This window comes from Pseudarthrobacter sp. ATCC 49987 (genome assembly GCF_009928425.1).
Taxonomy (GTDB): Bacteria; Actinomycetota; Actinomycetes; order Actinomycetales; family Micrococcaceae; genus Arthrobacter.
In genome coordinates, this window is the sequence record NZ_JAABNS010000001.1 from 2,358,931 (window position 1) to 2,384,345 (window position 25,415).

Here is a 25,415-nt window from a genome sequence, read left to right on the forward strand (position 1 = left end):
CTCGGCGGAGGCGCGGGCGGCTGTCGACTTGCCGCTGCCGGTCACCCCGTAGAAGAGGACAAGGGAGGGCGCCGGAAGATCGTCCGCCGTGCATTCGCGGATGTTCACGGATGTGTTCATGGTTTGTCCCCCTGGATCTGGCCAACGCAGGGCCCGGCCTCCTCTTGCGCATCGGCGATACGCTAGCACCTCCTGCCCGTGGCCGGGGGACGGCCGTGTGCTTCCGAGGTGCTGGCGCTGTACGGGTCCGTGGGCTGGACGGCCTATACCCGGGAACCCGACAAACTCTTCAGCGCCGGTGCGGGTCTTTGCGCAGTTCCGGTAGTCCCGGATTTGCCCGCAGACCTGATCTCCGGCCTCATTCCAGGCGGAAGTAGCTGTTCCGCCGGGGCACCTGGCGCGGATCAATGTGCGGCGGGGGGATGAACCAGGGGATGCCGCTATGCAGCTGAATGGTCCACTGTTCTTTGTGGACTACGTGGTGGTGGTGCGAGCAGAGCAAGGCTCCGTTGCCGGTGCCGGTGCTCCCGCCGCGGGACCAATAGTCGACGTGGTGGGCCTCGCACCAAGGCGCCGGGATGGTGCACTGGGGGAAGGCGCAGCCCCCGTCCCGCGCCATGATGGCTTTTCGAATGTGCGGAGGGAAAATCCGCGAGGCCCGGCCGATGTCCAGGACGCGGCCGTCGCCGCCGAGCACGAGCGGAATGATGTCGGCGTCGCAGGCGATCTTGCGCACGGTCGAGGCCGTGACCTGTCCGGTGAACATCAGGGTTCCCGCGCCGGATCCCGGCCCGAGTGTCTGCGGGTTGGCGGCGCCGAGCTGTTCGAGGAGGTCCCGGTAGTCGACGGTGACCATTACCTGCGGGCGAAGGCCTCCGGAAGCGGGCAGTTCTCCGGCCGCGAGGGCCACCTTGCACGCACCGACCAGGCCATCGAGCAGCCGTTGCGGGCGGGTGCGCTGATCCAGCCGCCCGGCAGCGGCCGTCTCCTCCGCAGCCGCGTCGTCCACGGCACCGCCGGCGCCGGGCCGGGCGTCAGCGTCGGCGTTGCCGTCAGGACCGGCGTCAGGACCGGCATTTTCGGCCGTGCCTGCGTTGGGGTCGGAGGCAAGACCGGTCCGCGGGTTGGTGGCGGTGTTCATGACCGTGAGCAGGTGCTCGAATTGGTCGGCGGTGGCGAAGATTTCCAGGTGCTGCAGCCCACGGTGGGACCGGCGGATGAACGCCCCTTGGCGCTGGCGCAGTTCCGGCTCACTGGGCTCGGCACCGTCCTGGTCCAGTGCGTCCGTCCAGCGCTTCGCGATCCGGGTCAGGAAATCCTGGTCGTTCTCCACCGCCGTGCGGGTCAGTGCATGTTCCATCCGGACAACGTCCCCGGGCGCGGCCACATGCCTGACCCGGTCCAGGGACAGGCTGATCAGGGTGGCCGCCCGCGAGGCAATGTCCCCGGCTGTGAGGACAGCCGCGAGTTCCTCCCTCACTGCCGGCAGTGGCTGCCCTGACAAGCCGGAGCGCGGCAGAACGTCCGAGGCCAGGGCCAGCCGGCGCCGCGCCTCCGCCGCGGTGATCCGCAGCCTCGCCCGCAGGAACTCGGTGGTGTTCCGGTAGCCGTCATCGACCCAGCCCTGCGCACGGTCCGCGCCGCCCTGGACGTTCCAACCGGAATCGGGCCCGGCGCCCGCAGTCGCCGGCGCCGTCATAGTCGCAGTCCTGGTCGCGGTTACAGGAGTCGTCGCTGTCGCGTCAGTATTCCAGCCGGTCAACCAGCCGGCTGGGGCGCCGGAACTAAACTTCGCAGCCGCGTTCCTGGCTGCCGCCGCCTGGTTTCGGGTCCGGTCGACCGCCGCCGCGGCCACCAGTTGCAGGTAGTCCACGATGCGGGACAACTCCTCGACGCCGCCGGCAAAGTCCGAGGCCTCGGTCACTCCAAACAGCGCTGCATCAGGAACTGCCGTCACGTTTGCAGAGCGGAGCAGGACCAGCGCCCGATCAAGAGCACAGCCCACGTCATCCGTCTCGTGTGGAACGGGCGGCAGCCGGGGGATTTCGAGCAGTATTCCGGCGCCAGGCCGTGTGGCCTGTAGCGGGATGAAATCTTCACTGGCTTTCATAGCCAAATTCTTCCTCGTTGCTGTGACATTCTGGGGGCCGTGACTTTGTGGAATCTCCTGAAGAACATACGGGTGGAGAGATAGCTGTAATCACCAGGACTTAGTGAGTGATCCGTTGCTCCGGCTCCCCGAGGGGCTACCTCCAATGATTCCCGATTCCAGCTGTGGTGGCCCTCGGTGGCTCCCCTATGTGGATAACTGACGTGGTGGGCCGGGAGTTTCCGTTGGCGAACCCTCTTGGGAGGTAGCAAGCCAGGCGTCTGGTTGCTTCAGAGGATGAGACGGCTCGTTCCTTGGTGCCGTTTTAGTAGGTCACCTCGACCTCAATGCCATCGCGCCAACCTGTTGCGACGAAGACTGGAAACCGCCCGCTGCTGACCGACGGATCCCGCCGTGCCCCCGGCGCGTAGACCGTCTGAAATGTCTTCCCGCGGGGTCACACTTCGGCAGGTACGGGCACGGACCGTGGGAAACTGAGGGCATGGACAGCACTGATGCCCCGACATCCAGCCCGGCCAGCCCCCAAACCGGGCGGCCCGGCGAAGCACACTCCACCGAGCTCCCCTTTGAACTGCGCCGCCCCCTCGGGCCCCGCGATCCAGGCGACGCGTGGGTTGAGGGCGACCGCGGACGGTTCTGGGGGCGATTTGGCTCGGCCGGACTGCTGGTACATGACCCCGCCAAGGGCGTCCTCCTCCAGCACCGCGCCCTGTGGAGCGACAATGGCGGCACCTGGGGTCTCCCGGGCGGGGCCCTGCACCAGGGCGAAGAAGCAGTCGACGGCGCCCTGCGGGAGGCCAAAGAAGAAGCCGCCGTGCCGCCGGAGAAGGTGCGCGTGCTGTTCACCTCGGTGTTCGACGTCGGCTATTGGAGCTACACGACTGTCGCCGTCGAAGTTGTGGACGCGTTCGAACCGGAGATCAGCGACCCCGAAAGCCTGGAGTTGCAGTGGGTGCCGGTCGAGCTCGTCGGCGGCAAGGACTTGCACCCCGGCTTCGGCGCGGCCTGGCCAGGCCTTCGCAGCAGGCTCCTCAACGCCGGCACACCCGGCTAGGTCTCTAAGGCCCGTTTCGGGGCCGGACGGCGGCGGTACAGCCAGATGAGGCCCAGGATCGGCAGCAGCAGCGGGATGAACGCATAGCCGCGGCCAAACAGCGACCAGACCGTCTCATGCGGGAAGTTGACCGAGTCGAACACGCTGAGCGCCCCGACCACCAGTACACCCACCAGTTCCACGAGCACCGCCGCGACGGAGACCTTGAACCAGGTGCGGCCCGCCTTCGCGAGGGACACCGTCGCCACGAGGTACACGACGGCGGCGAACGCCGACAGCAGATACGCCACGGGGGCCTCGGAAAACTTGGTGAGGATCTGGTATCCCGCCCGGGCCGTCGCCGAAATGGCGAACACGGCGTAGACGGCGATCAGCAGCCGGCCGGGGCCGGTATTGCGGGTATCCCGCGCCGTCCAGGCCGGGGCCGCCGCCGGGTCCGACGTCGTTCCGATGTCCTCATGCGAAGGTTTCGCCGTCACGTTTTTGCCTCTTCCACGTCAGTACCAAATCTGATTCATCCGGGCGGCCATCACCATCGCGGTGACGCCGACGGCGGCCAGCACGAAGTTGCTCCAGCGGGTGCGTTCCAGGATGCCCCAGTACACCGCGCCGACCGGCAGCAGGAGGGCCGTCAGCAGGTAGCCCCAGAACTCCCAGGGCTCCCCCGCAATCTGCTCCCCGCCCGCAACCCGGACGATCGAACCCACCAGGTAGACCAGCAGGGACAGTTCGACGGCGGCGACCGAGAGGATCGTCGTATCGTTCGGCGCCTTTTTGAGGATGCCGGCGATCAGGCAGATAACGCTCGAAACAAGGCCGACCACCAAAATGATGTAGAAATACGCGTCCACTACTGCCCGGCCTGCTGTTCCGCAACCGGCTGCTTCGGGGCACGCTTCTCATTGTCCGGCGCGAAGACCAGCACCGGTTTGGCGTAGCTTCCCTTATCGGCGAGCAGTGCCACAAGCGTCCCGTCCGGGGCGAACGCTGCGGCCGGATTCTCCGGTGTGGCGGCCCCGGGCGTCCCGGCGTCCGCTCCTGCGGCGATCCTGCGGCCGAAGGAGATTTCGGTGGTTTCCTCGTCGCTGAGTTCACGGTTGGGCATGAGCGCCCGCGCGGCCTGGGACATTTCGAGCACGTCCAACTCTTCGGCGAGCTGTTCGAGGGTGTGGGCCTGGTCCAGCGTGTAGGGGCCCACCTGGGTCCGGCGCAACGCCGTCAGGTGGCCGCCGACGCCGAGCGCTTCGCCGAGGTCGCGGGCCAGCGCCCGGATGTAGGTGCCGGAGGAGCATTCCACGGTCACGTCCACGTCCAGCGCCTCGACGTCTGACTCCTCCGCGTGGACGCGACGGATCCCGTGGACTTCGAAGCGGTGGATGGTGACCGGCCGTGCGGCCAGCGTGACCTCTTCGCCGGAGCGGACCCGGGCGTAGGCGCGCTCGCCGTTGACCTTGATGGCGCTGACGCTGCTGGGGACCTGTTCGATCTCACCGGTCAGGGCGGAGACGCCGGCCCGGACCGCATCCTCGGTGACCGAGGCGGCGCTGCGGGTGGCTGTGACCTCGCCCTCGGCGTCGTCGGTGACGGTTGATTCGCCCAGGCGGATGGTGGCCGTATAGGTCTTGGAGGTGCCCACAATGTAGGTGAGCAGGCGGGTGGCCTTGTTGATCCCGACCACCAGAACGCCCGTCGCCATGGGATCCAGGGTGCCGGCGTGGCCCACCTTTCGGGTACCGGCGAGCCGCCGCATCCGTCCAACCACATCGTGGCTGGTCCAGCCTTGCGGCTTGTCCACTATTACCAGTCCAGAAAGCACGCTTCCCAGTATATCTGCGCCGGGGCTGCCCCCCGCGCCGGAAGAAGCTGCGGCGGTTAGGATGGCAGACATGCCCGAGCTTGCCGCCCACGTCCGCGACGTCCCCATCAACCAGATCCGCGAAATCACCGAAGCCGCCTGGGGAACCCCCGGCGCCATCGTCCTGAGTATCGGCGAACCGGGTTTCGCCGTCCCCCGCCATATCCTTGAGGCCGGGATGGCCTGCCTGGACCGCGACGAGACGAACTACACCCCCAACGCCGGCATCCCGGCCCTCCGCGAGGCATTCGCAGCCAGGTTCCGGGAACACAACGCGACGCCTGTCGGGGCGGACCGCGTGTACGTCGTCGACGGCGCCCAGCAGGGCCTGCACTTCGCGATGAGCCTGCTGCTCTCCCCCGGCGACGAAATCCTGATCCCCAATCCTGGCTACCCGACCTTCGCGATGACGGCCAGCCTGCTGCACGCCGTCCCGGTGCAGTACCCGCTGTATCCGGAGCACGACTTCCAGCCCCGGATCGAGGACATCGAGGAGCTCATCACCCCGCGGACCAGGGTGCTGATCCTCAATTCGCCGTCCAACCCGCTGGGCGCCGTCCTGGGCGGGGAGCTCACCCGCGGCCTCGTGGCGTTGGCCGTCCGGCACGATCTGTGGATCATCTCCGACGAATGCTACGAGGCGTTCACGTATGACGTCCCGCATGTGAGCCCCGCCCGCTTCGACAGCGACGTCCCCGGCGAATCCCGGGTGTTCACGTCGCTGACGCTCTCCAAGACCTACGGCCTGACCGGACTCCGCATCGGCGCGCTGATCTGCCCGCCTGGCCTGGAGCAGAAGATGAACAACGTGATGGAGGCGATTGTCTCCTGTGTCGCCGCGCCCTCGCAGTACGCGGCGCTGGCGGCTCTGACGGGCCCGCAGGACTACGTCAGCCACGCCCACGCACACTACCGGGCCAACCGGGATGCTGCCTCGGCCGTGTTGGAATCCAAGGGCATCCCCTTTCTGACGGCGCAGGGGGCCTTCTACCTCTGGGCAGACGTGTCCCACGTCAGTGGCGGAGACGTCCGGGGCTGGGTCCGGCGCTTCCTGGTCGATTCCGGCGTGTCCTTCGCCCCCGGCACCGCGTTCGGTTCGATCGGCGAGGGCTGGATCCGGATCGCGCTCTGCAGCAGCCAGGCCGATCTCGTGGAAGGCCTCCGCCGACTTCCGGCACGGGTCGGCTAACAGCCCACAGCCCAGTCTCCGGGGCCCTGTCCCCTACCGCCGCGGCGGTGCAACGCCTAACCTGAGCGCAGCGCAATGAATTTCGCGCGGCGTTCCGGGAGCTGCCGTTCCGGGATTGGTGTTGGAGTTTAGTCAGGGAGGTTCACATGTGGTGGCAGGACTTGTTATGGGGCATCTGGAACGGGCTCACTGCGTGGATTGTGCTGATCGTCCATGTCTTCGGACAGTGGAGCGAGTTCCCTTTCTACAACACGGCCCGCGCCGGCAACTGGTACGACTTCGGCTTCCTGCTGGGGGTGGGCTCGCCCCTCCTGGGTGGCCTGGGCGCCCGGGGCAGACGCCGCTGAGCAGGCGCCCCGCCTACTGTGTTTGTCCGCTTATCCGGTTGGCCGGGCGGCCTCACAGCATGATCTCTTCCTCCGGTGACAATTGCGCGGCGGGCGCGCGGGTGAAGGACAGCTTGACGATGAAGTGGGCCTCAGCGCAGTTCTGCGCGATGATGGCCCCTGCCCCGCCGGCCAGCTTCACGCCGAACTGAAGCTCCAGGTGCTCGGCGCCGACTTCCTTCAGGACCTCGGCCGCCGCGTTGGCCGCCGGCCGGATGGCGGCCAGCGCATCTTCAAGCCGCCGCCCGGCGTCGGTAATTCCCTGCTCGTTCCGCGAGGGACGCTCGACGCCGAAGCTGTCATCCGCGGCCTCGACCAGGACCGTACCGGAACCAACTTCGTAACGCAGTATTGCGGTCATACTTTCCTCCATCTCGCCAGTGGGACGGTCACGGTTGGCCCGCTGCCAGCGCGCCGTCGAGCCATTGGCGCAGGGCCGCTGCCGGCGGAGCACCCGTCTGGCGGGCGACGACTTTGCCGTCCCGGATCAGCAGCATGGTCGGAATGGCCTGGATATCGAAGCGCCGCGACAGTCCCGGCGACTTGTCGACGTCGACCTTAACGAGTTTCACCCGGCCGGCCCGCTCCTGGGCCAGCTTGTCCAGCACAGGGCTGACCATGCGGCAGGGACCACACCACGCGGCCCAGAAGTCGATCAGCGCCGGCGTCGAGGACTGCTCGGCGATAACTCCGAAGTCCGCGTCCCCGGCGTCGACGATCCAGGGCAGGTCCTTCCGGCAGTTGCCGCAGCGCGGATGGCCGGCGGCCGCCGCCGGAATCCGGTTGGTCTTCCCGCAGTGGGGACACGCGATCAGGCTGGAGCCCACGGACCGCCGCCTTCCCGAGTCCCCGCAGTCATGGTTCCATGGGACGCCACCGCGCGGAGCGGGCATAGAGTCCAAAGTCCCCCGGACTCGCGGGACGCGATCTCAGTACTCGATGCGGTCGGGGTTGTCGCGCCAGGCCCGGAAGGGAACGTCCGACGCCGGGACGGCCGTGTGGCGGACCGGCATGAGGTCCGGCCGGGTTCCGTCGAAGTATTCGTAGAAGAGCGCGTCGTCGAAGCCGGCGGCAGCCGCGGCGTGACGGTCCGCGGCGAAGTAGACCCGGTCCACCCGGGCCCACAGGGCAGCGGCGAGGCAGAGGGGGCACGGTTCGCAGCTGGCATAGAGCACGGCACCGCTGAGATCGAAGTTGCTGGATGCGGCGGCGGCCGTGCGGATGGCCACCACTTCGGCGTGGGCTGTGGGGTCGTTGTCCCGTGTGACGCGGTTGACGCCCTCATGGATCCGCCCGTCGGCTGTCACCACCAGCGCTCCGAACGGTCCGCCGCACGCGGCCACACTCGCGGCGGCGAGCCGGATTGCCCGGTCCAGGAAGCGGTTGACATCGGGGGCGGAGGGTGGCGTGAGCATGGTCCGATCATAGCCAGCAACGGCGTCCGTTGCGGAAGATCCGGCCCTGCCGCGAAGCCATCGACTTTGCGCCTCCCAGGGCCTACTATCCGATTGAGGGAGCCGCCGTGACTAGTCCGGCGGCCGCTGCACCGGTCTCAACGGTCTCATTGGTCTCAACACAGTGGATATTTCATCATTCGCCACGGGAGCCAACTATGAGAAAGAGTTTGTCATTGCTAGCCACGGCCGCAACCGCAGCCGTGCTCCTCACCAGCGGGACAGCCGCCGGCGCGGCCCCCGGCGGGAACGGCCGCGGGAACGCCGGAGAGGCAGCGCCCGTGGTGCTCACCGGCAGGCTGGTGGGGCCGCTTCATGTCAGCGCCGGGCGCCACGGCTCCGTGACGGTGAGCGAGTCCTTCGCCGGCAGGCTGACGCGGGTCGACTCGGCGGGGAACCAGAAAGTCCTCTACGAAACTCCTGACTGGAACGTTGCGGGCAACGCCCAGCGGAACGGGAAGACCTACGTCCTGGAGAGCCAGGGCGCAGGACCCGACCCGGCTGAGCTGGCCGGCCACGTCCGGATCATCGACGAAGACGGGCACCAGCGGACGCTTGGCGACTTCGCCGCCCTGGAGACGGAGGACAATGCCGACGGCACAACCCGGTACGGCTTCCGTGACCTGCCGGACGGCTGCGCAGCGCAGCTGCCAGCCAACATGCCCGCCAGCTACAAGGGTGAAGTGGATTCGCATCCGTACGCAATCGCCGTCACCGAAAGGACCTTCTACGTCGCCGACGCCGGGGCCAACAGCGTGGTGTCGGTTGATGCCCGGAGCGGCAAGACCGAGACCGTCGCTGTGCTGCCGCCGCGGCCCTACAAGATCACCCCGGAGGCCGCGGCCTCCAACGGCCTGCCCGACTGCGTCGTGGGAACAACCTACGACTTCGAAGCGGTGCCGACCGACGTCGCCGTCGGCCCCGATGGCTGGCTGTACGTGACCTCGCTTCCGGGCGGTCCGGAAGATCCGGCACTGGGCCCGCGCGGGGCGATCTTCAAGGTGAACCCGGACGACGCCGAGGTGAAGCTCGTGGCGGAAGACATCATGTCGCCCACGGGACTCGTCCTGGACGACAACGGTGACATGTACGTTGCCTCGCTGTTCGGCGAGGGCGTCCTCAGGATCGACCCGGACTCGGGCGAACAGACAGTGGTGCTCGCGGCCGGCTTCACCGCCGACGTCGACCTCCGCGGACACATCCTCTATGCCACGGTCAAAGCCCTGCCCGGCCCCGGAGGCCCACCCGACGGCCAGGTCATGTACCTGGATCTGGAGTCCGGGCGGCACGATGCCTCGGTGAAGTCCTGACGCAAGGGCGCGCGGCTAAACAGGAATGGCCGGTCCCCCACCGGGGCCGGCCATTTCCTTGCAGTCCTGCAGTGGTGCAGGACAAATGTTGCTGGACTACTTGTTGGTGTCCTCGTCGACGTCGTCTTCGTCGATGAGGTCCAGGTCCTCTTCGTCGAAGTCGTCCTCGTCGAGCTCCACGTCCTGCGGAGTGTCGCTCTTGTAGGGGTCGGCGTCGCCTGCGTGCTTTGCGCTGGCGGCGAGTGCGGCCACCTCGGCGTCACGCTTCTTCGCGGCCCGGAGCAGTTCCTCCAGGTTGGAGGCGTTCACCGGGATCTGGTCGGCGACGAACTCGAGGGTCGGGGTCAGCCGGACGGTGATGTTCCGGCCGACTTCCTGCCGCAGCACGCCCTTGGCTTTCTCAAGCCCCTTGGCAGCCTCGGCCTGGACCAACTGGTCACCGAACACGGTGTAGTAAACCGTGGCGTGCTGCAGATCATTGGTCACACGCGCATCGGTAACGGTGACGCCCTCAAGCCGGGGATCCTTGACCCTACGGCCCAGGGCCTCAGCAACAACAACCTTAATCCGCTGCGCCAACTTGGCAGCCCGTGCGGGATCAGCCATTTCCACTCCTAAAAATTTGGATGTACGACGGCGCCGGGGCAACTTGCGTACACACGTTGGGTTTATTGCCACGCGCCTAAGGCGAGTCTACGACGGACTCCCGTTGGATTCTTTCCGTCGGCCTGGGAGTGGCATCGGGCCTGTCGGAGCCGGGCGGTTTGCGATCGAAGATCGAAAACCGCCCGGCGAAGGGGCGGGGCCGCCGGAAAGAATCCAACGGCCCCGCACCTTTCATACACCGGACTTCAGACTAGACGCGCGGCTTCTCGCGCATCTCGAAGGTCTCGATGATGTCACCTTCGGTGATGTCGTTGAACGAGCCAAGACCGATACCACATTCGAAGTCCGTGCGGACCTCGGTGGCGTCGTCCTTGAAGCGCTTGAGCGTCTCAACGGTGAGGTTGTCACCGATGATCTTGCCGTCGCGGGTGACACGGGCCTTGGCGTTGCGTCGGATAACACCCGAGCGGACGATCGAGCCTGCAATGTTGCCGAACTTGGAGGAACGGAACACTTCGCGGACCTCGGCGGTGCCAAGCTGGACCTCTTCGTACTCCGGCTTGAGCATGCCCTTGAGGGCTGCCTCAATGTCATCAATTGCTGCGTAGATGACGGAGTAGAAGCGCATGTCCACGCCTTCGCGGTCTGCCAGTTCGGCAACCCGCTCGGCGGGCTTGACGTTGAAGCCGATGATGACGGCGCTGTCGACCGTTGCCAGGTTGACGTCGTTCTGCGTGATCGCACCGACACCGCGGTGGATAACGCGGAGCTGGACACCCTCGCCGACGTCGATCTTGAGCAGCGCGTCTTCGAGGGCTTCCACGGCACCGGACACGTCACCCTTGAGGATGAGGTTGAGGGTGTCGATCTTGCCATCGGCGACGGCCTGGTCGAAGTCTTCCAGGCTGATGCGCTTGCGGCGCTTGGCCAGGGCGGCGTTGCGGTCCGCAGCTTCACGCTTCTCGGCGATCTGGCGGGCGGTGCGCTCGTCAGCGGTCACGAAGAAGGTGTCGCCGGCGCGCGGGACGTTGGACAGACCCAGTACCTGCACGGGGCGGGACGGGCCTGCCTCGGTCAGTGCACTGCCGTCGTCGTCGAACATCGCACGGACGCGGCCGTGGGCCGTGCCTGCCACGATGGTGTCGCCGACGTGCAGGGTGCCGGACTGAACCAGGACGGTAGCAACCGCGCCGCGGCCCTTGTCCAGGTTGGCTTCAATCGCGATACCGCGGGCGTCCTTGTTCGGGTTGGCGCGCATGTCCAGGGCTGCGTCTGCGGTGAGCAGGACAGCCTCGAGCAGCTCGTCGATGTTCAGGTTCTGGCGGGCAGAGACCTCCACGAACATGGTGTCGCCACCGTACTCTTCCGGAACCAGTCCGTACTCGGTCAGCTGGCCGCGGACCTTTTCCGGGTTGGCGCCTTCCTTGTCGATCTTGTTCACGGCCACGACGATCGGCACGTTGGCCGCCTGCGCGTGGTTGAGGGCTTCAATGGTCTGCGGCATCACGCCGTCGTCCGCTGCCACCACGAGGATGGCAATGTCGGTGACCTTCGCACCACGGGCACGCATGGCGGTGAACGCCTCGTGGCCCGGAGTGTCGATGAAGGTGATCTTGCGGTCGGTACCTTCGTGGGCATGCGTGACCTGGTAGGCACCAATGTGTTGCGTGATGCCGCCGTGCTCGCCGGCCATAACGTCGGACTTGCGGATGGCATCGAGCAGTCGGGTCTTACCGTGGTCAACGTGACCCATGACGGTCACAACCGGAGGACGGGCCTCAAGTTCCTCGTCGCCTTCGGCTTCCAGCTCGGCATCGAAGTCGATGTCGAAACCGGAGAGCAACTCGCGCTCCTCATCTTCCGGGGACACGACCTGGAGCTTGTAGCCAAGCTCCTCGCCCAGCAGGGCGAAGGTCTCTTCATCCAGCGACTGCGTGGCGGTAGCCATTTCGCCGAGGTGGAAGAGGACGGTCACCAGTGCTGCGGGGTTCGCCTCGATCTTGTCGGCGAAGTCCGTGATGGACGAGCCACGGCGAAGCCGGACTACGGTGTTGCCGTCGCCGCGGGGCACACTGACGCCGCCCAGCGACGGGGCACTCATCTGCTCGAGTTCCTGGCGTTTGGCACGCTTCGACTTGCGCTGCTTGCCACGGCCTGCGCCGCCCTTACCGAAAGCACCCTGGGTGCCACCGCGACCGCGGCCACCCTTGCCGAAGCCGCCGCCGGCCGGAGCGCCGCCACCGGCACCGGGAGCACCGGTACCTGGAGCGCCACCCGGACGGCCCGGACCGCGGGCCCCGCCGCCGGGACGTCCTGCACCAGCGGGTGCGGGACGTTCGGTGCGGTTAGGCATCATGCCGGGAGTCGGACGGTTTCCGCCGGCCCCTGCCGGACGGCCAGCGCCTGCTGCGCCGGCCGGACGCGGAGCACCCGGGCGTGCGCCCGGAGCGCCGCCGGTGCGGGGAGCACCGGGACGGGGGCCACCAGCGCCTGCTGCGGGACGCGGGCCGCCGGGGCGTTCGCCCTCGGTGCGGCTTCCGCCCGGACGCGGCATGCCCTGGGAAGGAGCGAACGGGTTGTTACCCGGACGCGAGGGACGTTCGTTGTCGCCGCCGCGGCCCCGGGGCATGCCCTGGGAGGTGGCGAACGGGTTGTTGCCGGGGCGGGGACCGCCCGGGCGGGGTGCCGAGCCACCCTGGCGTGCCGGAGCAGCCGGGGTTTCAGCCTTGGGTGCCGGACGTGCGCCGGGCTTGACGCCCGTCGACGGTGCTGCCGGGGCCTGAGCCGCGGGAGCTGCCGGAGCGGCGGGGGCCGCAGGGGCGGCACTCGGTGCCGGAGCAGCCGCTGCCGGAGCCGGAGCTTCAGTCTTGGTTTCCGCAACCTTGGGGGCAGCCGGAGCCGGCGCAGGCGCCGGACGGTTTGCCGAGGGGCTGGCGGGTGCCTTGGGGGCGGACGCGGGCGCTTCGGACTTCGAAGCTGCTGCTGCGTCGGGGAAGGCGTTGCGGAGTTTCCTCACAACGGGGGCCTCAATGGTGGAAGAGGCAGAGCGAACGAATTCGCCCAGTTCCTGCAGTTTGGTTACTGCATCTTTGGAAGTAATACCGAGCTCTTTAGCGAGCTCATGTACGCGGACCTTGGCCACATTTCTCCTGTCTCGGTCCGCACCGAGCCAGGCACGAACCGTCTACTTCTTACTGCGGACCTCCGCCGCGAGTGCAGCTGAAAGGTCCATTGCAGAGCGCAACAAAGTTGTCATCGTTGCGCACTCATCGCTGGGAACTCATCGGGTTTCCATCAGTTTTCTGACCCGCTTTCAGGTTGGACGGTTGTTGCTGCGGCCACCGGGGTGTCCACGGCTTGCGTGCCCGCCATGATCCGGCGTTCGACGTCGGCGGTTCCGGCAGCGCCGTTGAGGGCGCGTCCGAACGCTCGACGTTTGACCGCCAGTGCCAGGCACTTTTCGCTGGGGTGCAGCCATGCACCCCTGCCAGCCATCCGGCGTCGTTCATCGACTACGACAGCGGATGAACCGCTGCTGTCGGCGACGAGCCGGAGTAGCTCCGACCGCGTGCCCTTTTTCCGGCATCCGATGCAGGTACGTTGCGGCTGATTCCCGAGGTGTTGCACGTGTGCCACTTACGAGTTTCTTCCTGCCAGTACATATCTGCCGGCCCTGGCGTCCTGAGCCTGCCTGGCCAAGGGGTTGTCACCAACACCTTCGCCGGACGCAATCCCGGACGCGCAAGGACACGCGGACACCGGCCGTTAGGCGCGGTCATGTCTATTCTAGCCCCTCGAGCGGCCGGACCCCGAACTTACGGGGCCCGGGACGCTGGCAGGCGGGCCGGAAGTCCGGCCCTTTTGTTGTGACCCCTTTGCCGGGGCCGCCACGGTGGGGCCTATTTGTCGCGGCTGACCGCAGCGTCCGAGACGATGTCGATCCGCCAGCCGGTGAGCTTGGCGGCGAGGCGGGCGTTCTGGCCCTCCTTGCCGATGGCGAGGGAGAGCTGGTAGTCCGGGACCACCACACGGGCCGAGCGGGTTGCCTCGTCCGTGATGGTGACCGAATTCACCCGGGACGGGGACAGTGCGCTGGCGATGAACGTCGCGGGATCGTCGCTGTAGTCGACAATGTCGATTTTTTCGTCGTTGAGTTCGTTCATGACCGCACGGACACGCGATCCCATTTCACCGATGCAAGCGCCCTTGGCGTTGATGCCGGGGTTGTTGGCTTTGACGGCCATCTTCGTGCGGTGTCCGGCTTCGCGGGCCAGGGCGACGATTTCCACGGAGCGGTCCGCGATTTCCGGGACTTCCATTTCGAAGAGCTTCCGCACGAGACCCGGGTGCGAGCGGGACAGGGTGATGGACGGGCCCTTGGTGCCGCGGTGCACGTCGATCACAAAGGCGCGGAGCCGGTTGCCGTGGGTGTACTTCTCCCCCGGCACCTGCTCGGGCGGCGGCAGCAGTGCCTCCACCGTGCCCAGGTTGACCTGGATCATGTGCGGGTTGTTGCCCTGCTGGATGGTTCCGGCAACCAGTTCGCCCTCGCGGCCCTTGAACTCGCCGAGGACGTTGTCGTCCTCAACGTCGCGCAGGCGCTGCAGGATGATCTGGCGTGCAGTGCTGGCGGCGATGCGGCCAAAGCCTGCGGGAGTGTCTTCGAATTCACCGATGGGGGCGCCGTCGTCGTCGATCTCCGTGGCCCAGATGGTCACGTGCCCGCTCTTACGGTCCAGCTCGGCACGGGCCTTCTCGAAGGCTCCCGGCGTCTTGTGGTAGGCCACCAGCAGGGCCTGCTCGATCGTCGGAATCAGGAGATCCAGCGGGATTTCACGCTCACGCTCCAGGAGTCTCAGTGCGCTCATGTCAATATCCATTAGGCCTCCTCAGAAGGTCCATTGTGTGCGTTCTCCAGGCCAGCCTCTTCGAGGCGGCTGAACTCTATCTCGACTTTTCCACTGCGGATCCTGTCGAAAGGAAGCTTGATGGGCTCACCCTGTTTGGGCTTCATGCCCTTCTTCACGGTGATCTCCGGGACCAGGGTGACGCCCTCGTCATCGACGGACTGCACCCGGCCCGTGACGTTCTCGCCCTGCAGGACATTGACCTTGACCATCCGGCCGCGGGCACGGTGCCAGTGCCGCTCTTCGGTAAGGGGACGGCCGACGCCCGGAGAGGAAACCTCAAGCTCGTACGGGCGCGCGTCGGTGCTGGGATCGTTGTCCAGGATGTCGGAGAGGGTCTTGGAAATCTCGGCGATGACGTCGAGGCCGACGCCGCCTGCCTCCTCCTGCGGCAGGTCCACCACCACGTGGACCACCCGGTTGGCGCCGGCGACGTGAATGGAGACGTCCTCCAGGTACAGCCGGTTTGCCTGGACTTCGGGCTCCAGGAGGGCATGCAGCCGCTCGGCCTCGAAGTTGTGGGCGGGTGCGGCTTCAGCCTTACCCGTTCCGGTCCGGTCTGTTGAAGTCGTGGCTTCTGCGTTGGTCATGATGCCGGCCGCCTCCCGCTCTAGATGATGTTGTGTGTACTAGCCTAGCGATTTTCCGGGCGCCGTGGTGCACTTCAGTTCCCGGCCGGCATGACAACATGGTCTGTTGTGAAAGACGACAGCAGGGAAAAGCGGCGGCGGGAGCTCATGCCCCGCATCGCGCTCCTTGCTTGCCTCGCCCTCGTGGTTGCCAGCCTTGGCCTGGGCTGGAGTCCCGGACGCCCCAAGGAGCCCGCCGAACCGCCGTTTTCGGAACAGGCGCGGTCCGCAGCGCTAACCGAAACGCTGCGGCTGCGAGCCGCCGGCGAGCAACTTGGCACGTCCACCGCCGGCGACCCACAGCCCGCCGTGGCGCGGACTGTGAGTTTGCTGACAAGCCATTCCCGGGCCCTCCTGGTGCCGGGCCACGACGCACCGGCCGCCCCGGCGTCGCCGGGCATTGCCACTGCTGCCGCGTCTTCGGCTGTTCCGTCCGGAGTTCCGTCCGCAGTTCCGTCTGCTGTTCCGCTGCCCGCGTCCGCGGCCGCGCTGGCAACCGAACTGGCGGCCAGCGCCTCGCAACGGCTCGCCGACGCTTCCGTAGCCGACGGCGGAATGGCCCGGTTGCTTGCCGCCGTCGGGACCGCCCAGCTGCTCCAGGCGTCCGCCCTCGCCGCCGCCGTCGGGGCGCCCGCGTCCGCGGTCCCCGACCCCGCCGCACCCCAACTGTCCGGCGCGTGCCCCAGTGCCGCCCCGGCATCGCCGTCGTCGTCAGGGCCGTCGTCAGGGTCGATCCCAGGGTTTTCGGCCGGCGCGGATGCTGCGGCTGCGTCTCTTCCCGGTGCGCTGGCGGCGACAGTCGAGAGCGAACTGGAGACTGTGTACGGCTACCAGGTGGCCCTGACCCGGCTGGGTGGTCCGGCGGCCGGCCCGGCGTCGGAGCAGCTCGCCCGGCATGAGGCCCTCGCCGCCGGCGCGGAAGAACTGAGCCGGATGCATTGCGCTCCCGTCCCGCCGCGCGCAGCCGGGTACACGATGGCACCGGCGTTCCTGGCCTCTCCCGCTGCAGGCCTCGGCGGACTGGAGGCGTCGGCGCTGCCTGTCTATGGCGATCTGGTTGCCCTGAGCGAGGGCCAGACCCGGCAGTGGGCGATCGCCGGCCTCGTGGGTGCCGCGCGCCGGTCCGCCCTCTGGGGTGCGGACACCGGCGTTCTTCCCGGCCTGGCGGCGGACCCCAACCAGTTCCCCGAGCTGCCCGCTCCCGCTCCCGCTGTGACGCCCACCCCTTAGCCAGCTGGTCCGCCCGCTCCCGGCCACTTCCCGCACTTCGGGCCACTCCCGGCCGCGCGGGGCGGCTTTGGGCCCCAAAAGCCACAAACCCGGCCAGGTGCGTGGCGTGTCCGTGTCAATGTGCCCCCGCTGCGCCGCACACGGGTAGCGGGAACCGCTGTGCCGGGGTGCAAGCCGCGGCTAACTTAGGCTCGTAATACTGGTGAGCCAGGGGCGCCGGTGGTTTGCTGTAGTCATGGACAGTCAAGCCGCCCCCACCCAGCACGAGAACGAGCCCCACCACAACGACATCGCGCACCGCCTCAACTGGCTGCGCGCAGGTGTGCTGGGCGCCAACGACGGCATCGTGTCCGTCGCCGCGATTGTGGTCGGCGTCGCCGGCGTGACCACGGACTCCGGCCCCATCCTTATCGCCGGTGCCGCCGGCGTTGTGGGTGGTGCAATCTCGATGGCCCTGGGCGAATACGTGTCCGTGAGCAGCCAGAAGGACAGCCAGCAGGCGCTGATCGAGAAGGAACGCCGGGAGCTGGCCGAACAGCCCGAAGAGGAACTTGAGGAACTCGCCGCAATTTACCAGGGCAAGGGCCTCAGCGCCGACACCGCCCGCACTGTGGCCTTGGAACTCACCGCCCACGATGCCCTCGGCGCCCACCTTTCCGCCGAACTCCACATTGACGAGACGGACATTGTCAGCCCCTGGCACGCGGCCTTCGCCTCCGCCGCGGCGTTCCTGATCGGTGCGATCCTCCCCATGCTGGCCATCCTGCTGCCGCCGGAAAACATCCGGGTGCCGCTGACGTTCGTGGCCGTGCTGGTGGCCCTGGCCCTGACCGGAGCCATCGGCGCCTGGATCGGCGGCGGTTCGAAGTCCAAGGCGGCCATCCGCGTGGTGATCGGCGGTGCGGCGGCGCTGATCGCGACCTTCCTGATCGGCAGCTGGCTCGGCGCCAGCGGCATCACGGCCTGACAACCGGCAGCTACTACGCTGGATCCGTGAGCCAGCCTGCAGACGTCCCGATCCCGCCCGACCTCAGCCGCCGCTACGGCGCCAGCGCCACCGGCCGCGACTGGCTGGCGTCGCTCCCCCGGCTGATCCAGCAGTCCCTGGACCGGTGGCAGCTCGAGCTTGAGCTCGCGCCCGGCACACTGCCCTGGAACGGCCACGGTGCCATCGTCGTCCCGGTGCGCCGTCGCACCGGTGCCGCAGCCGGGGTGGCCGCCGAAGATGGTGCCGAAGGAGCTGCCGGCGCTGCAGTCCTCAAAATTGCCTATCCGCACGACGAAGCGCTGGTGGAACCGCATGCCCTCGCCCTCTGGAAGGGGGACGGGGCGGTCCGTCTGCTGGCGCACGACGCCGGCGCCGGGGCGCTGCTGCTGGAGCGCCTGGACCCCGTCGGCTCGCTTCAGGACGAGCCCCTGGACGTGGCGGCACCGGTGTGGGGTGAGCTTGTTCGCCGGCTGAGCCTTGTGCCCGACGGCGGGCCGGACTGGCGGGTGTTCGAGCACGTGGCGGCCAGGGCCGAGCAGTGGAGTGACGAACTGCCGGAGACCTGGGAACTGCTGGGCCGGCCCTTCCCGCGCTGGCTGCTGGAAGCCGCGCTTGAGGTCTGCCAGACGCGAGGAGCCGTCGGCCGCCGCTCCGGCCGCGACGTGCTGGTCCACACCGACCTGCACTACGTGAATATCCTGGCCCGGCCTGGCCGCGATGGCCCCGAAAGAGGCGCACCGGAACCGGCCGACGGCTGGGCCGCCATCGATCCGCAGCCGATGATCGGCGAGGCGGAATTCGCGGTGGCACCCTTGCTGTGGAACCGGATTCCTGAGCTGCCCCGGGCGGATCCGGAACAGGGCCTGCTGGAGCGCTGCCGTGACTTCAGCCTGGCCGCCGGCCTCGACGCCGACGTCGCCCGGCAATGGGGCCTGGCCCGCGAGGTCGACAACGCCCTCGGGTATGCCGCGAAGCCGGGCCATGAAGGCGACCTCGCCCGTTCGCTCTGGGTGGCCAGCACACTGGCCGGCCGCACGCTGCCGGAGCTTCCCACACCCCACGGGCTGCCGGCGCCGGGCGACGCAGGCAGCTAGACGTTCTGGCTGCGGACCGCGGCCAGGGCGTCCCGGACGGCGTCCATGGCAACCGCCACGTCGGCGTCGTCCGTGCTCCAGTTGCTCACGGAGATCCGCAGGATGTCGCGGTCCTGCCAGCGCGAACCGGACATCCAGACCCGGCCGTCGGCGATGATGCGGGCCGTCACGGCGCGCGTGGCGGCGTCGTCGCCGAAGGCCAGCGAGACCTGGGTGTAGTCGACGTCGTTGAGCACCTCGACGCCGTCCAGTGCGGACAGCTGCTTCGCCAGTTGCGCAGCGCGCTGCACGAGCGTGCGGACCTGGCTGGCGACGCCGTCCCTGCCGAGCGACTTCAAGGCCGCCCACACCGGGACGCCGCGGGCCCGGCGGGAGAGTTCGGGGACCTTCTCGAACGGGTCCGCCGTGCCGTCCGCCGCCTGGATCAGGTAGCTGGTGTGCACGCCCATGGCGGAGCGCAGGGCCTGGACATCCCGGCAAACCGCGATGCCGCAGTCGTAGGGGACGTTGAGCGTTTTGTGCGCGTCGGTGCCCCAGGAGTCGGCGAGTTCCAGCCCGGCGGTCAGTTCGGCGAGTTCGGGGACCGCGGCGGCCCAGAGCCCGAAGGCGCCGTCGACGTGTACCCAGGCACCGTACGATTTTGCGACGGCGATTGCCTCGAGGAAGGGGTCGAAGGCACCGGAATGCAGGTTCCCGGCCTGCAGGCAGACCAATGCCGGGGCCCGCCCGGAGTTGTTTCCCCGGCTTGGCGCGCCGTCCAGCGTGCGCCCGAGGGCGCGGTCCAGTTCCCCGGGGATGATGCGGCCCTGCCGGTCCGCGGCGACGGCCGTGGGCCGGCCCAGCCCGAGGTACCCGAGGCCGAGGTCGATCGTGTCGTGGCGTTCTTGGCCAACGAAGCAGTGGATCCTGGGGCCGCCGGCGAGGCCGTTGACGTCCAGGTCCCAGCCTGCCTCCGTCATCAGGCGCCACCGCGCCGCGGCGAGGCCGGTGAAGTTGGCCATGGTGGCGCCGGTGGCGAAGCCGACGTCGGACTCTGCCGGCAGCCCCAGCAGCTCCAGCAACCAGCCGCCGGCGGCCTCCTCAATGGCGGCAGTCGCGGGAGTGGCGTAGCGCAGCCCGGCGTTCTGGTCCCACGCACTGACCAGCCAGTCCGCGGCCAGGGCCGCCGGAAGGGTCCCGCCGATGACCCAGCCGAAGAAGCGTCCGGAGGGCATGGCCATCAGTCCGGGCTCAGCCTTCGTTGCCAGGTAGTCCACCACCTCAGCCGCCGGCGTTCCGTCCCGGGGCAGCGGCCCGCCGAAGTCGGCCGCAAGGTCCGCCGCGGTCACGCGCGGGCCAACATGCCGGGTTTCCTGGCTCTCCAGCCACTGGCGTGCGTGCCGGGCCGCAGCCTCCAGGGCATCGCCGTAGCGTTCTTCCGATGCTGACATAGCTGCATGCTACGCCCGCGGGCACTGTACGGGCAGCCCTCACGGGTGCGGGCGCCGGTGCGGGTCCGGGGGCGCTGATGCTACGCGATGCTGTCCTGCCAGATGTCGGAGCCGAGCTTGATGATGAGCGCCCCCACGACGGCGAGGAACACAATGCGGATGAACTTGTTTCCCTGTTTGACGGCCGTCCGGGCGCCAAGGTACCCGCCGGCCATGTTCGCCAGGCCCAGGACGAGCCCGAGACCCCACAGCACGGCACCGTGCGGCACGAAGAACAGCAGGGCGCCGGCGTTGGTGGCCATGTTCACGATCTTGGCCTTGGCGCTTGCTTCGAGAAAGGCGTAGCCCATCGCGGAGACCAGCGCGATGATGAGGAATGATCCGGTGCCGGGGCCGATCAGGCCGTCATAGAAGCCGATCACGCCGCCGATCAGGCACGCCAGCACATAGTGCCGGTGCCCGCTGTGCCGCAGCCTGGTCAGTTCCCCCACGTTGGGGCGGAAAGCGGTGAAGAGCGCGACGGCGACGAGCGCCACCACGATGATGGGCTTGAACACGCTCGCCGGGAGGTTCGCGGCGAGTACCGCCCCGCCGAAGCTGCCGGCCATGGCGATCACCGCCATGGGCAGCGCCGTGCGCAGGTCCGGCCGCACCCTGCCGTAGTACGTAACGGCACTGGTCGTCGTGCCGAAGATCGAGCCCATCTTGTTCGTCGCCAGCGCCTGCACCGGACTGATGCCCGGCACCAGCAGCATGGCCGGGAGCTGGATCAATCCCCCGCCGCCGACGACGGCATCGACCCAGCCCGCGGCGAAGCCGGCGACCACGATCAGGATGAGAGTACTGAGCTCGATCGACTCGAGTCCGGAAACCACGCCTGCCTAGTTCAGCTGGTCAGCTGTTGCGCACGGCGTTGACGACGTAATCGACAGCCTTGTCCACGGCGATGTTCTCGGCGTTGCCGCTGCGGCGGTCCTTGATCTCGACGACGCCGTCCACCAGCCCGCGTCCGACGGCGAGGATGGTCGGCACACCGACGAGCTCAGCGTCGCCGAACTTCACGCCCGGGGACACCTTGGGACGGTCGTCGTAGATCACTTCGAGGCCGGCGGCTTCCAGGTCAAGGGCCAGCTTCTCCGCGGCGGCGAAGATCTCCTCGCCGCGGCCAACGGCCACCACGTGGACATCGGCCGGCGCGACGGCGCGCGGCCAGATCAGGCCCTTGTCGTCGTGGTTGGATTCGGCCAGGGCCGCGACGGCGCGGGTGACGCCGACGCCGTACGAACCCATGGTGACCACTACCTGCTTGCCGTTCTGGTCCAGGACCTTGAGGTCCATGGCTGCGGCGTACTTGCGGCCGAGCTGGAAGATGTGGCCCATTTCGATGCCACGGGCGGTTTCCAGCGGGCCCGAGCCGTCGGGGGCCTCGTCGCCGGCGCGCACCTCGGTGCACTCGATGACGCCGTCCCAGCCGAAGTCGCGTCCGGCGACCAGGCCGAAGACGTGCTTGCCGGGTTCGTTGGCGCCGGTGACCCAGGCGGAGCCGCGGACAACCCGGGGATCCACGAGGTACAGCAGTTTGGCGGCGCCCTCGGTGCCCAGCAGGGGCGCGTCCAGGGACAGGCCGGGGCCAAGGTAGCCCTTGACGATGAGGGGCTGCTTCTTGAGGTCTTCCTCGTTGGCGGCCTCGATCGTGATTTCGCCGCCGATCGGCAGGAAGGACCCGATGTTCGCTTCCACACGCTTGAGGTCAACGCCGCGGTCGCCGGGCAGGCCGATGACGACGATCTGGCGTTCGCCGGTCGGGAGGGTGACGGCGAGGACGACGTTCTTAAGAGTGTCGGCGGCCGTCCAGGCGCCGCCGTCGGCCCCGCTGCGGGGCGCCAGGGCGTTGGCGGCGTCCACGAGGGTCTCGATGGTGGGGGTGTCCGGGGTGTCCCGGACCTCTGCGGCGGGAGCGTTGCTGAAGTCGATGTCCGCGGGGACGACGGTGGTGACGGCCTCGACGTTGGCCGCGTAGCCGCCGGCGGAGCGGACGAACGTGTCCTCGCCGATCTCGGTAGGGTGCAGGAATTCCTCGCTCTTGGACCCGCCCATGGCGCCGGCCGTGGCAGCCACCGGGATGACCTCGAGGCCGAGGCGCGCGAAGATCTTCAGGTAGGCGCCGCGGTGCGCGGCGTAGCTGGCGTCCAGGCCGGCGTCGTCAACGTCGAAGGAATAGGAGTCCTTCATGATGAACTCGCGGCCGCGCAGCAGGCCGGCCCGGGGGCGTGCCTCGTCGCGGTACTTGTTCTGGATCTGGTAGATGCTCAGCGGCAGGTCCTTGTACGAGGAGTACAGGTCCTTGACCAGCAGGGTGAACATTTCCTCGTGTGTGGGGGCCAGCAGGTAGTCGTTGCCCTTGCGGTCCTTGAGCCGGAAAATGCCGTCGCCGTACTCGGTCCAGCGGTTAGTGGCCTCGTAGGGCTCCTTGGGCAGCAGGGCCGGGAAGTGGACCTCCTGGGCGCCGATGGCCGACATTTCCTCGCGGATGACCGTCTCCACTTTGCGCAGCACGCTCAGGCCCAGCGGAAGCCACGTGTAGATGCCCGGGGCGGCCCGGCGGATGTACCCGGCGCGGACCAGGAGCCGGTGGCTGGCCACTTCGGCGTCGGCGGGATCTTCACGCAGGGTGCGCAGGAACAGCTTGGAGAGTCGAAGGACCACTGGGTATCTATCCGTTTCTGGGAAGGTGCGGGGCAAATCAGCAAAGCTGTGAACATAGGCTGTGAATGGGTTGGACCGGCAAAACCGGCCCACAAGTCCAGGTACTAATCTACCGTCAGCCCGGACGCAGAAGAGCCACGCCATAACTGACGGAAGCCCCCGGCCGTTCCCGGCTGGTCATCCTGTCATGGCGTGGCTCTGCGGCCCCCAGATCCGCCAAAGTTCCGGCTGTGGGCTCCTGGTGTTGCCCTCAATGGCGTCTGCATCCCGGCAACTGCACCCGTGGAAACACGTGCCCATGCGACACGGCTAGATCGAATTTATGTGACACAGGCCACGAAAACAAGAGTCCCGATTCAGATATTCTGCGGTGATGCCAGTGTTACGGCTGGGATGGAAGATCACTGCAGTTATAAAAGTGCAGAAATTAGAAGAGAACAGTGGCGAACGTGCCCACCTGGCGGAAGCCCACGCGCTCGTAAGTGGCGCGGGCCCGGGTGTTGAAATTGTTGACGTACAGGCTGGTGACCGGGGCAAGGGTCTGGGCCAGGACGACGGCGGCTGCCATGTAGCCTGCGCTGAGGCCCTGGCCGCGGAACTCCGGGTTCATCCAGACCCCCTGGACCTGCGTTACCTCCGGGGTGACGGCCCCCAGCTCGGCTTTGAAGACCACCTCGCGCTCGGGGCTCAGGTGCACCATGGAATGGCCCTCGCGGATGAGGCCCTTGACCCGGCGGCTGTAGTACTCCCGGCCGCCGAGGTAGGGCGAATAGCCCACTTCCTCCTCGAACATCGCCGCGCACGCGGGCAGGATCCGGTCGAAGTCCGCCAGCTGGCCGAAGCCCAGCTGCGGATTCGGCGTCACGGCGGGCGGCCCGGAAATTGTCATCAGCGGCTGGTCATCGCGGATCTCGTGGGCCGTCTGGCCGAACAGTTCCAGCCCGGCGTACAAGGCCAGGACCGTGTCGGCCGGACCGAAGATCGAGGCGTACCGCCGGCCCGAGCGGTGCGCGGCGGCTGCCACCGCGCCGGCAAGCCCGGGGTCCAGCTGCACGGGCACCAGGTTGGCTCCGGCCCAGCAGGCGCCGAGGAGGGTGCCGCCGTCGAACACGCCAAGGATGCTGGCCCCGCCGGTCGTGGGCGCCGCCGAACCGGCGGTTGCCAGGTGCGACAGGATGAAGACATTGGCGACGGCGTCCTGCCGCGCCAAGTCCACGAGCTGGGAAGTGTCCGGCCCCCCAAGGGTCCGGACTGCGACACCGGGAGCGGCGCCGTCCTTACGAGACGCTAACCACGGGGCTACCCTTGACAGCATCTTCGCCATCGGCCTCCCCCATCTCTTCGGCGATACGCATGGCCTCTTCGATCAGTGTCTCAACAATCTGGTCCTCCGGGACAGTCTTGATGACCTGGCCCCTCACAAAGATCTGGCCCTTGCCGTTGCCCGAGGCGACACCGAGGTCGGCTTCGCGGGCTTCGCCCGGTCCGTTGACGACACAGCCCATCACGGCAACGCGCAGCGGGATCTCCATGCCTTCCAGTCCTGCCGTGACCTGCTCGGCCAGCGTGTACACGTCCACCTGGGCGCGGCCGCAGGACGGGCAGGAGACGATCTCGAGCTTGCGCGGGCGCAGGTTGAGCGACTGCAGGATCTGGTTGCCGACCTTGATTTCCTCCACCGGCGGGGCGGAGAGGGAAACCCGGATGGTGTCGCCGATGCCGCGGGACAGCAGGGCACCGAAGGCCGTGGCCGACTTGATGGTGCCCTGGAAGGCCGGGCCTGCCTCGGTCACGCCAAGGTGCAGCGGCCAGTCGCCCTGTTCGGCCAGCATCTCGTAGGCGGCGACCATGATGACAGGATCGTTGTGCTTGACCGAGATCTTGAAGTCGTGGAAGCCGTGCTCCTCGAACAGTGAAGCTTCCCAGACGGCGGATTCCACGAGGGCTTCCGGGGTGGCCTTGCCGTATTTCTTCAGGATGCCGGGCTCGAGCGAGCCGGCGTTGATGCCGATCCGGATCGAGGTGCCGTGGTCCTTGGCCGCGCGGGCGATTTCCTTGACCTGGTCATCGAACTTGCGGATGTTGCCGGGGTTCACCCGGACCGCGGCGCAACCGGCTTCGATCGCGGCAAAGACGTACTTCGGCTGGAAGTGGATGTCCGCGATGACGGGGATCTGGGACTTGCGGGCGATGATCGGCAGGGCCTCGGCGTCGTCCGCGGACGGGCATGCGACGCGCACAATGTCACAGCCGGAGGCCGTGAGCTCGGCGATCTGCTGCAGCGTGGCGTTGATGTCCGTGGTGGGGGTGGTGGTCATCGACTGCACGCTGATCGGCGAATCGGAGCCGACGCCGACCGAGCCCACCTTGATCTGGCGGGTCTTGCGGCGCGGCGCGAGGACGGGGGGCGGTGCTGACGGCATTCCCAGGCTGACCGAGGTCACATGGACTCCTTGTGTCGAAGTAG

24 protein-coding genes are annotated in these 25,415 nt (G+C 67.9%); 7 read left to right on the forward strand and 17 right to left on the reverse strand.

What is annotated here, in order from left to right; translation table 11 throughout:
* Nucleotides 1-358: 358 nt before the first annotated feature.
* On the reverse strand, nt 359-2,110 hold the full coding sequence (locus GXK59_RS11085) for an HNH endonuclease (RefSeq protein WP_160666755.1): 1,752 nt from the start codon (nt 2,108-2,110) through the stop codon (nt 359-361).
* A 481-nt stretch (nt 2,111-2,591) separates the two neighbouring features.
* On the opposite strand from GXK59_RS11085, the gene GXK59_RS11090 reads away from it, so the two are divergent.
* Complete coding sequence (locus tag GXK59_RS11090) at nt 2,592-3,164, forward strand: NUDIX domain-containing protein (protein ID WP_160666757.1); 573 nt, start codon at nt 2,592-2,594, stop codon at nt 3,162-3,164.
* On the opposite strand, the gene GXK59_RS11095 is transcribed toward GXK59_RS11090, so the two are convergent.
* Genes GXK59_RS11095 through truB form a run of 3 tightly spaced genes read right to left on the reverse strand, consistent with a single transcriptional unit; the run spans nt 3,161 to nt 4,980 of the window.
* Nucleotides 3,161-3,616 (reverse strand): hypothetical protein, encoded by a 456-nt coding sequence (locus GXK59_RS11095; RefSeq protein WP_160669114.1) that lies wholly within the window; start codon nt 3,614-3,616, stop codon nt 3,161-3,163. The two genes, GXK59_RS11090 and GXK59_RS11095, sit on opposite strands and share 4 nt — an antisense overlap.
* 45 nt (nt 3,617-3,661) lie before the next feature.
* Nucleotides 3,662-4,015, reverse strand: coding sequence for a hypothetical protein (locus tag GXK59_RS11100; protein ID WP_160666759.1), 354 nt, complete (start codon nt 4,013-4,015; stop codon nt 3,662-3,664).
* Entirely contained in the window at nt 4,015-4,980 is a 966-nt protein-coding gene (gene truB / locus GXK59_RS11105) for a tRNA pseudouridine(55) synthase TruB (protein ID WP_160666761.1), read from the reverse strand. The genes GXK59_RS11100 and truB overlap by 1 nt, the downstream gene beginning before the upstream one ends.
* 70 nt (nt 4,981-5,050) lie before the next feature.
* Between truB and GXK59_RS11110 the strand changes: the two genes are divergently transcribed.
* Complete coding sequence (locus GXK59_RS11110; RefSeq protein WP_202129115.1) at nt 5,051-6,208, forward strand: pyridoxal phosphate-dependent aminotransferase; 1,158 nt, start codon at nt 5,051-5,053, stop codon at nt 6,206-6,208.
* 146 nt (nt 6,209-6,354) lie between these two features.
* On the forward strand, nt 6,355-6,555 hold the full coding sequence (locus GXK59_RS11115; RefSeq protein WP_160666765.1) for a hypothetical protein: 201 nt from the start codon (nt 6,355-6,357) through the stop codon (nt 6,553-6,555).
* A gap of 52 nt (nt 6,556-6,607) precedes the next feature.
* Here the strand turns inward: GXK59_RS11115 and GXK59_RS11120 are convergent, their stop codons facing one another.
* The 3 genes from GXK59_RS11120 to GXK59_RS11130 all read right to left on the reverse strand — a co-directional run bounded on the left by GXK59_RS11120 (nt 6,608) and on the right by GXK59_RS11130 (nt 8,009).
* On the reverse strand, nt 6,608-6,955 hold the full coding sequence (locus tag GXK59_RS11120; protein ID WP_160666767.1) for a CU044_2847 family protein: 348 nt from the start codon (nt 6,953-6,955) through the stop codon (nt 6,608-6,610).
* A 28-nt stretch (nt 6,956-6,983) separates the two neighbouring features.
* Nucleotides 6,984-7,421, reverse strand: a complete 438-nt coding sequence (trxA, locus tag GXK59_RS11125; RefSeq protein WP_160666769.1) for a thioredoxin — start codon at nt 7,419-7,421, stop codon at nt 6,984-6,986.
* 102 nt (nt 7,422-7,523) lie between these two features.
* Nucleotides 7,524-8,009, reverse strand: a complete 486-nt coding sequence (locus GXK59_RS11130) for a nucleoside deaminase (protein WP_160666771.1) — start codon at nt 8,007-8,009, stop codon at nt 7,524-7,526.
* Nucleotides 8,010-8,224: 215 nt separating this feature from the next.
* Between GXK59_RS11130 and GXK59_RS11135 the strand changes: the two genes are divergently transcribed.
* Nucleotides 8,225-9,358 carry a ScyD/ScyE family protein gene (locus GXK59_RS11135; protein ID WP_237393862.1) on the forward strand — a complete coding sequence of 378 codons (1,134 nt, stop codon included), beginning with the start codon at nt 8,225-8,227 and terminating at the stop codon, nt 9,356-9,358.
* Nucleotides 9,359-9,454: 96 nt separating this feature from the next.
* Here the strand turns inward: GXK59_RS11135 and rbfA are convergent, their stop codons facing one another.
* From rbfA to rimP, 5 genes are all read right to left on the reverse strand, one after another.
* Nucleotides 9,455-9,964, reverse strand: a complete 510-nt coding sequence (rbfA, locus tag GXK59_RS11140) for a 30S ribosome-binding factor RbfA (RefSeq protein ID WP_160666775.1) — start codon at nt 9,962-9,964, stop codon at nt 9,455-9,457.
* Between the two features lie 250 nt (nt 9,965-10,214).
* A complete protein-coding gene (gene infB / locus GXK59_RS11145; protein WP_160666777.1) occupies nt 10,215-13,106 on the reverse strand; it encodes a translation initiation factor IF-2 in 2,892 nt (963 codons plus the stop codon).
* A gap of 152 nt (nt 13,107-13,258) precedes the next feature.
* Nucleotides 13,259-13,600 carry a DUF448 domain-containing protein gene (locus GXK59_RS11150; protein ID WP_160666779.1) on the reverse strand — a complete coding sequence of 114 codons (342 nt, stop codon included), beginning with the start codon at nt 13,598-13,600 and terminating at the stop codon, nt 13,259-13,261.
* Between the two features lie 263 nt (nt 13,601-13,863).
* Nucleotides 13,864-14,844: a transcription termination factor NusA gene (nusA, locus tag GXK59_RS11155; protein ID WP_024366138.1), complete on the reverse strand. Its 981-nt coding sequence runs from the start codon at nt 14,842-14,844 to the stop codon at nt 13,864-13,866.
* On the reverse strand, nt 14,844-15,461 hold the full coding sequence (gene rimP, locus GXK59_RS11160; protein ID WP_160666781.1) for a ribosome maturation factor RimP: 618 nt from the start codon (nt 15,459-15,461) through the stop codon (nt 14,844-14,846). Before rimP ends, nusA begins: the two co-directional genes overlap by 1 nt.
* A gap of 108 nt (nt 15,462-15,569) precedes the next feature.
* On the opposite strand from rimP, the gene GXK59_RS11165 reads away from it, so the two are divergent.
* The 3 genes from GXK59_RS11165 (at nt 15,570) to GXK59_RS11175 (ending at nt 18,812) form a co-directional block, all read left to right on the forward strand.
* Nucleotides 15,570-16,730, forward strand: a complete 1,161-nt coding sequence (locus GXK59_RS11165; protein ID WP_237393864.1) for a ferritin-like domain-containing protein — start codon at nt 15,570-15,572, stop codon at nt 16,728-16,730.
* Between the two features lie 235 nt (nt 16,731-16,965).
* Complete coding sequence (locus GXK59_RS11170) at nt 16,966-17,697, forward strand: VIT1/CCC1 transporter family protein (RefSeq protein ID WP_160666785.1); 732 nt, start codon at nt 16,966-16,968, stop codon at nt 17,695-17,697.
* Between the two features lie 26 nt (nt 17,698-17,723).
* Complete coding sequence (locus tag GXK59_RS11175) at nt 17,724-18,812, forward strand: aminoglycoside phosphotransferase family protein (protein ID WP_160666787.1); 1,089 nt, start codon at nt 17,724-17,726, stop codon at nt 18,810-18,812.
* Here GXK59_RS11175 and GXK59_RS11180 read toward each other — a convergent pair.
* From GXK59_RS11180 to ispG, 5 genes are all read right to left on the reverse strand, one after another.
* Nucleotides 18,809-20,242, reverse strand: a complete 1,434-nt coding sequence (locus tag GXK59_RS11180) for a pyridoxal phosphate-dependent decarboxylase family protein (RefSeq protein ID WP_160666789.1) — start codon at nt 20,240-20,242, stop codon at nt 18,809-18,811. The genes GXK59_RS11175 and GXK59_RS11180 overlap by 4 nt on opposite strands.
* A gap of 80 nt (nt 20,243-20,322) precedes the next feature.
* Nucleotides 20,323-21,117 (reverse strand): sulfite exporter TauE/SafE family protein, encoded by a 795-nt coding sequence (locus GXK59_RS11185; RefSeq protein ID WP_160666791.1) that lies wholly within the window; start codon nt 21,115-21,117, stop codon nt 20,323-20,325.
* Between the two features lie 19 nt (nt 21,118-21,136).
* A complete protein-coding gene (locus GXK59_RS11190) occupies nt 21,137-22,948 on the reverse strand; it encodes a proline--tRNA ligase (RefSeq protein ID WP_160666793.1) in 1,812 nt (603 codons plus the stop codon).
* A gap of 427 nt (nt 22,949-23,375) precedes the next feature.
* Nucleotides 23,376-24,263, reverse strand: a complete 888-nt coding sequence (locus tag GXK59_RS11195) for a GNAT family N-acetyltransferase (RefSeq protein WP_160669115.1) — start codon at nt 24,261-24,263, stop codon at nt 23,376-23,378.
* Nucleotides 24,226-25,392 carry a flavodoxin-dependent (E)-4-hydroxy-3-methylbut-2-enyl-diphosphate synthase gene (gene ispG, locus GXK59_RS11200; RefSeq protein WP_160666795.1) on the reverse strand — a complete coding sequence of 389 codons (1,167 nt, stop codon included), beginning with the start codon at nt 25,390-25,392 and terminating at the stop codon, nt 24,226-24,228. Before ispG ends, GXK59_RS11195 begins: the two co-directional genes overlap by 38 nt.
* Between the last annotated feature and the right edge of the window lie 23 nt (nt 25,393-25,415).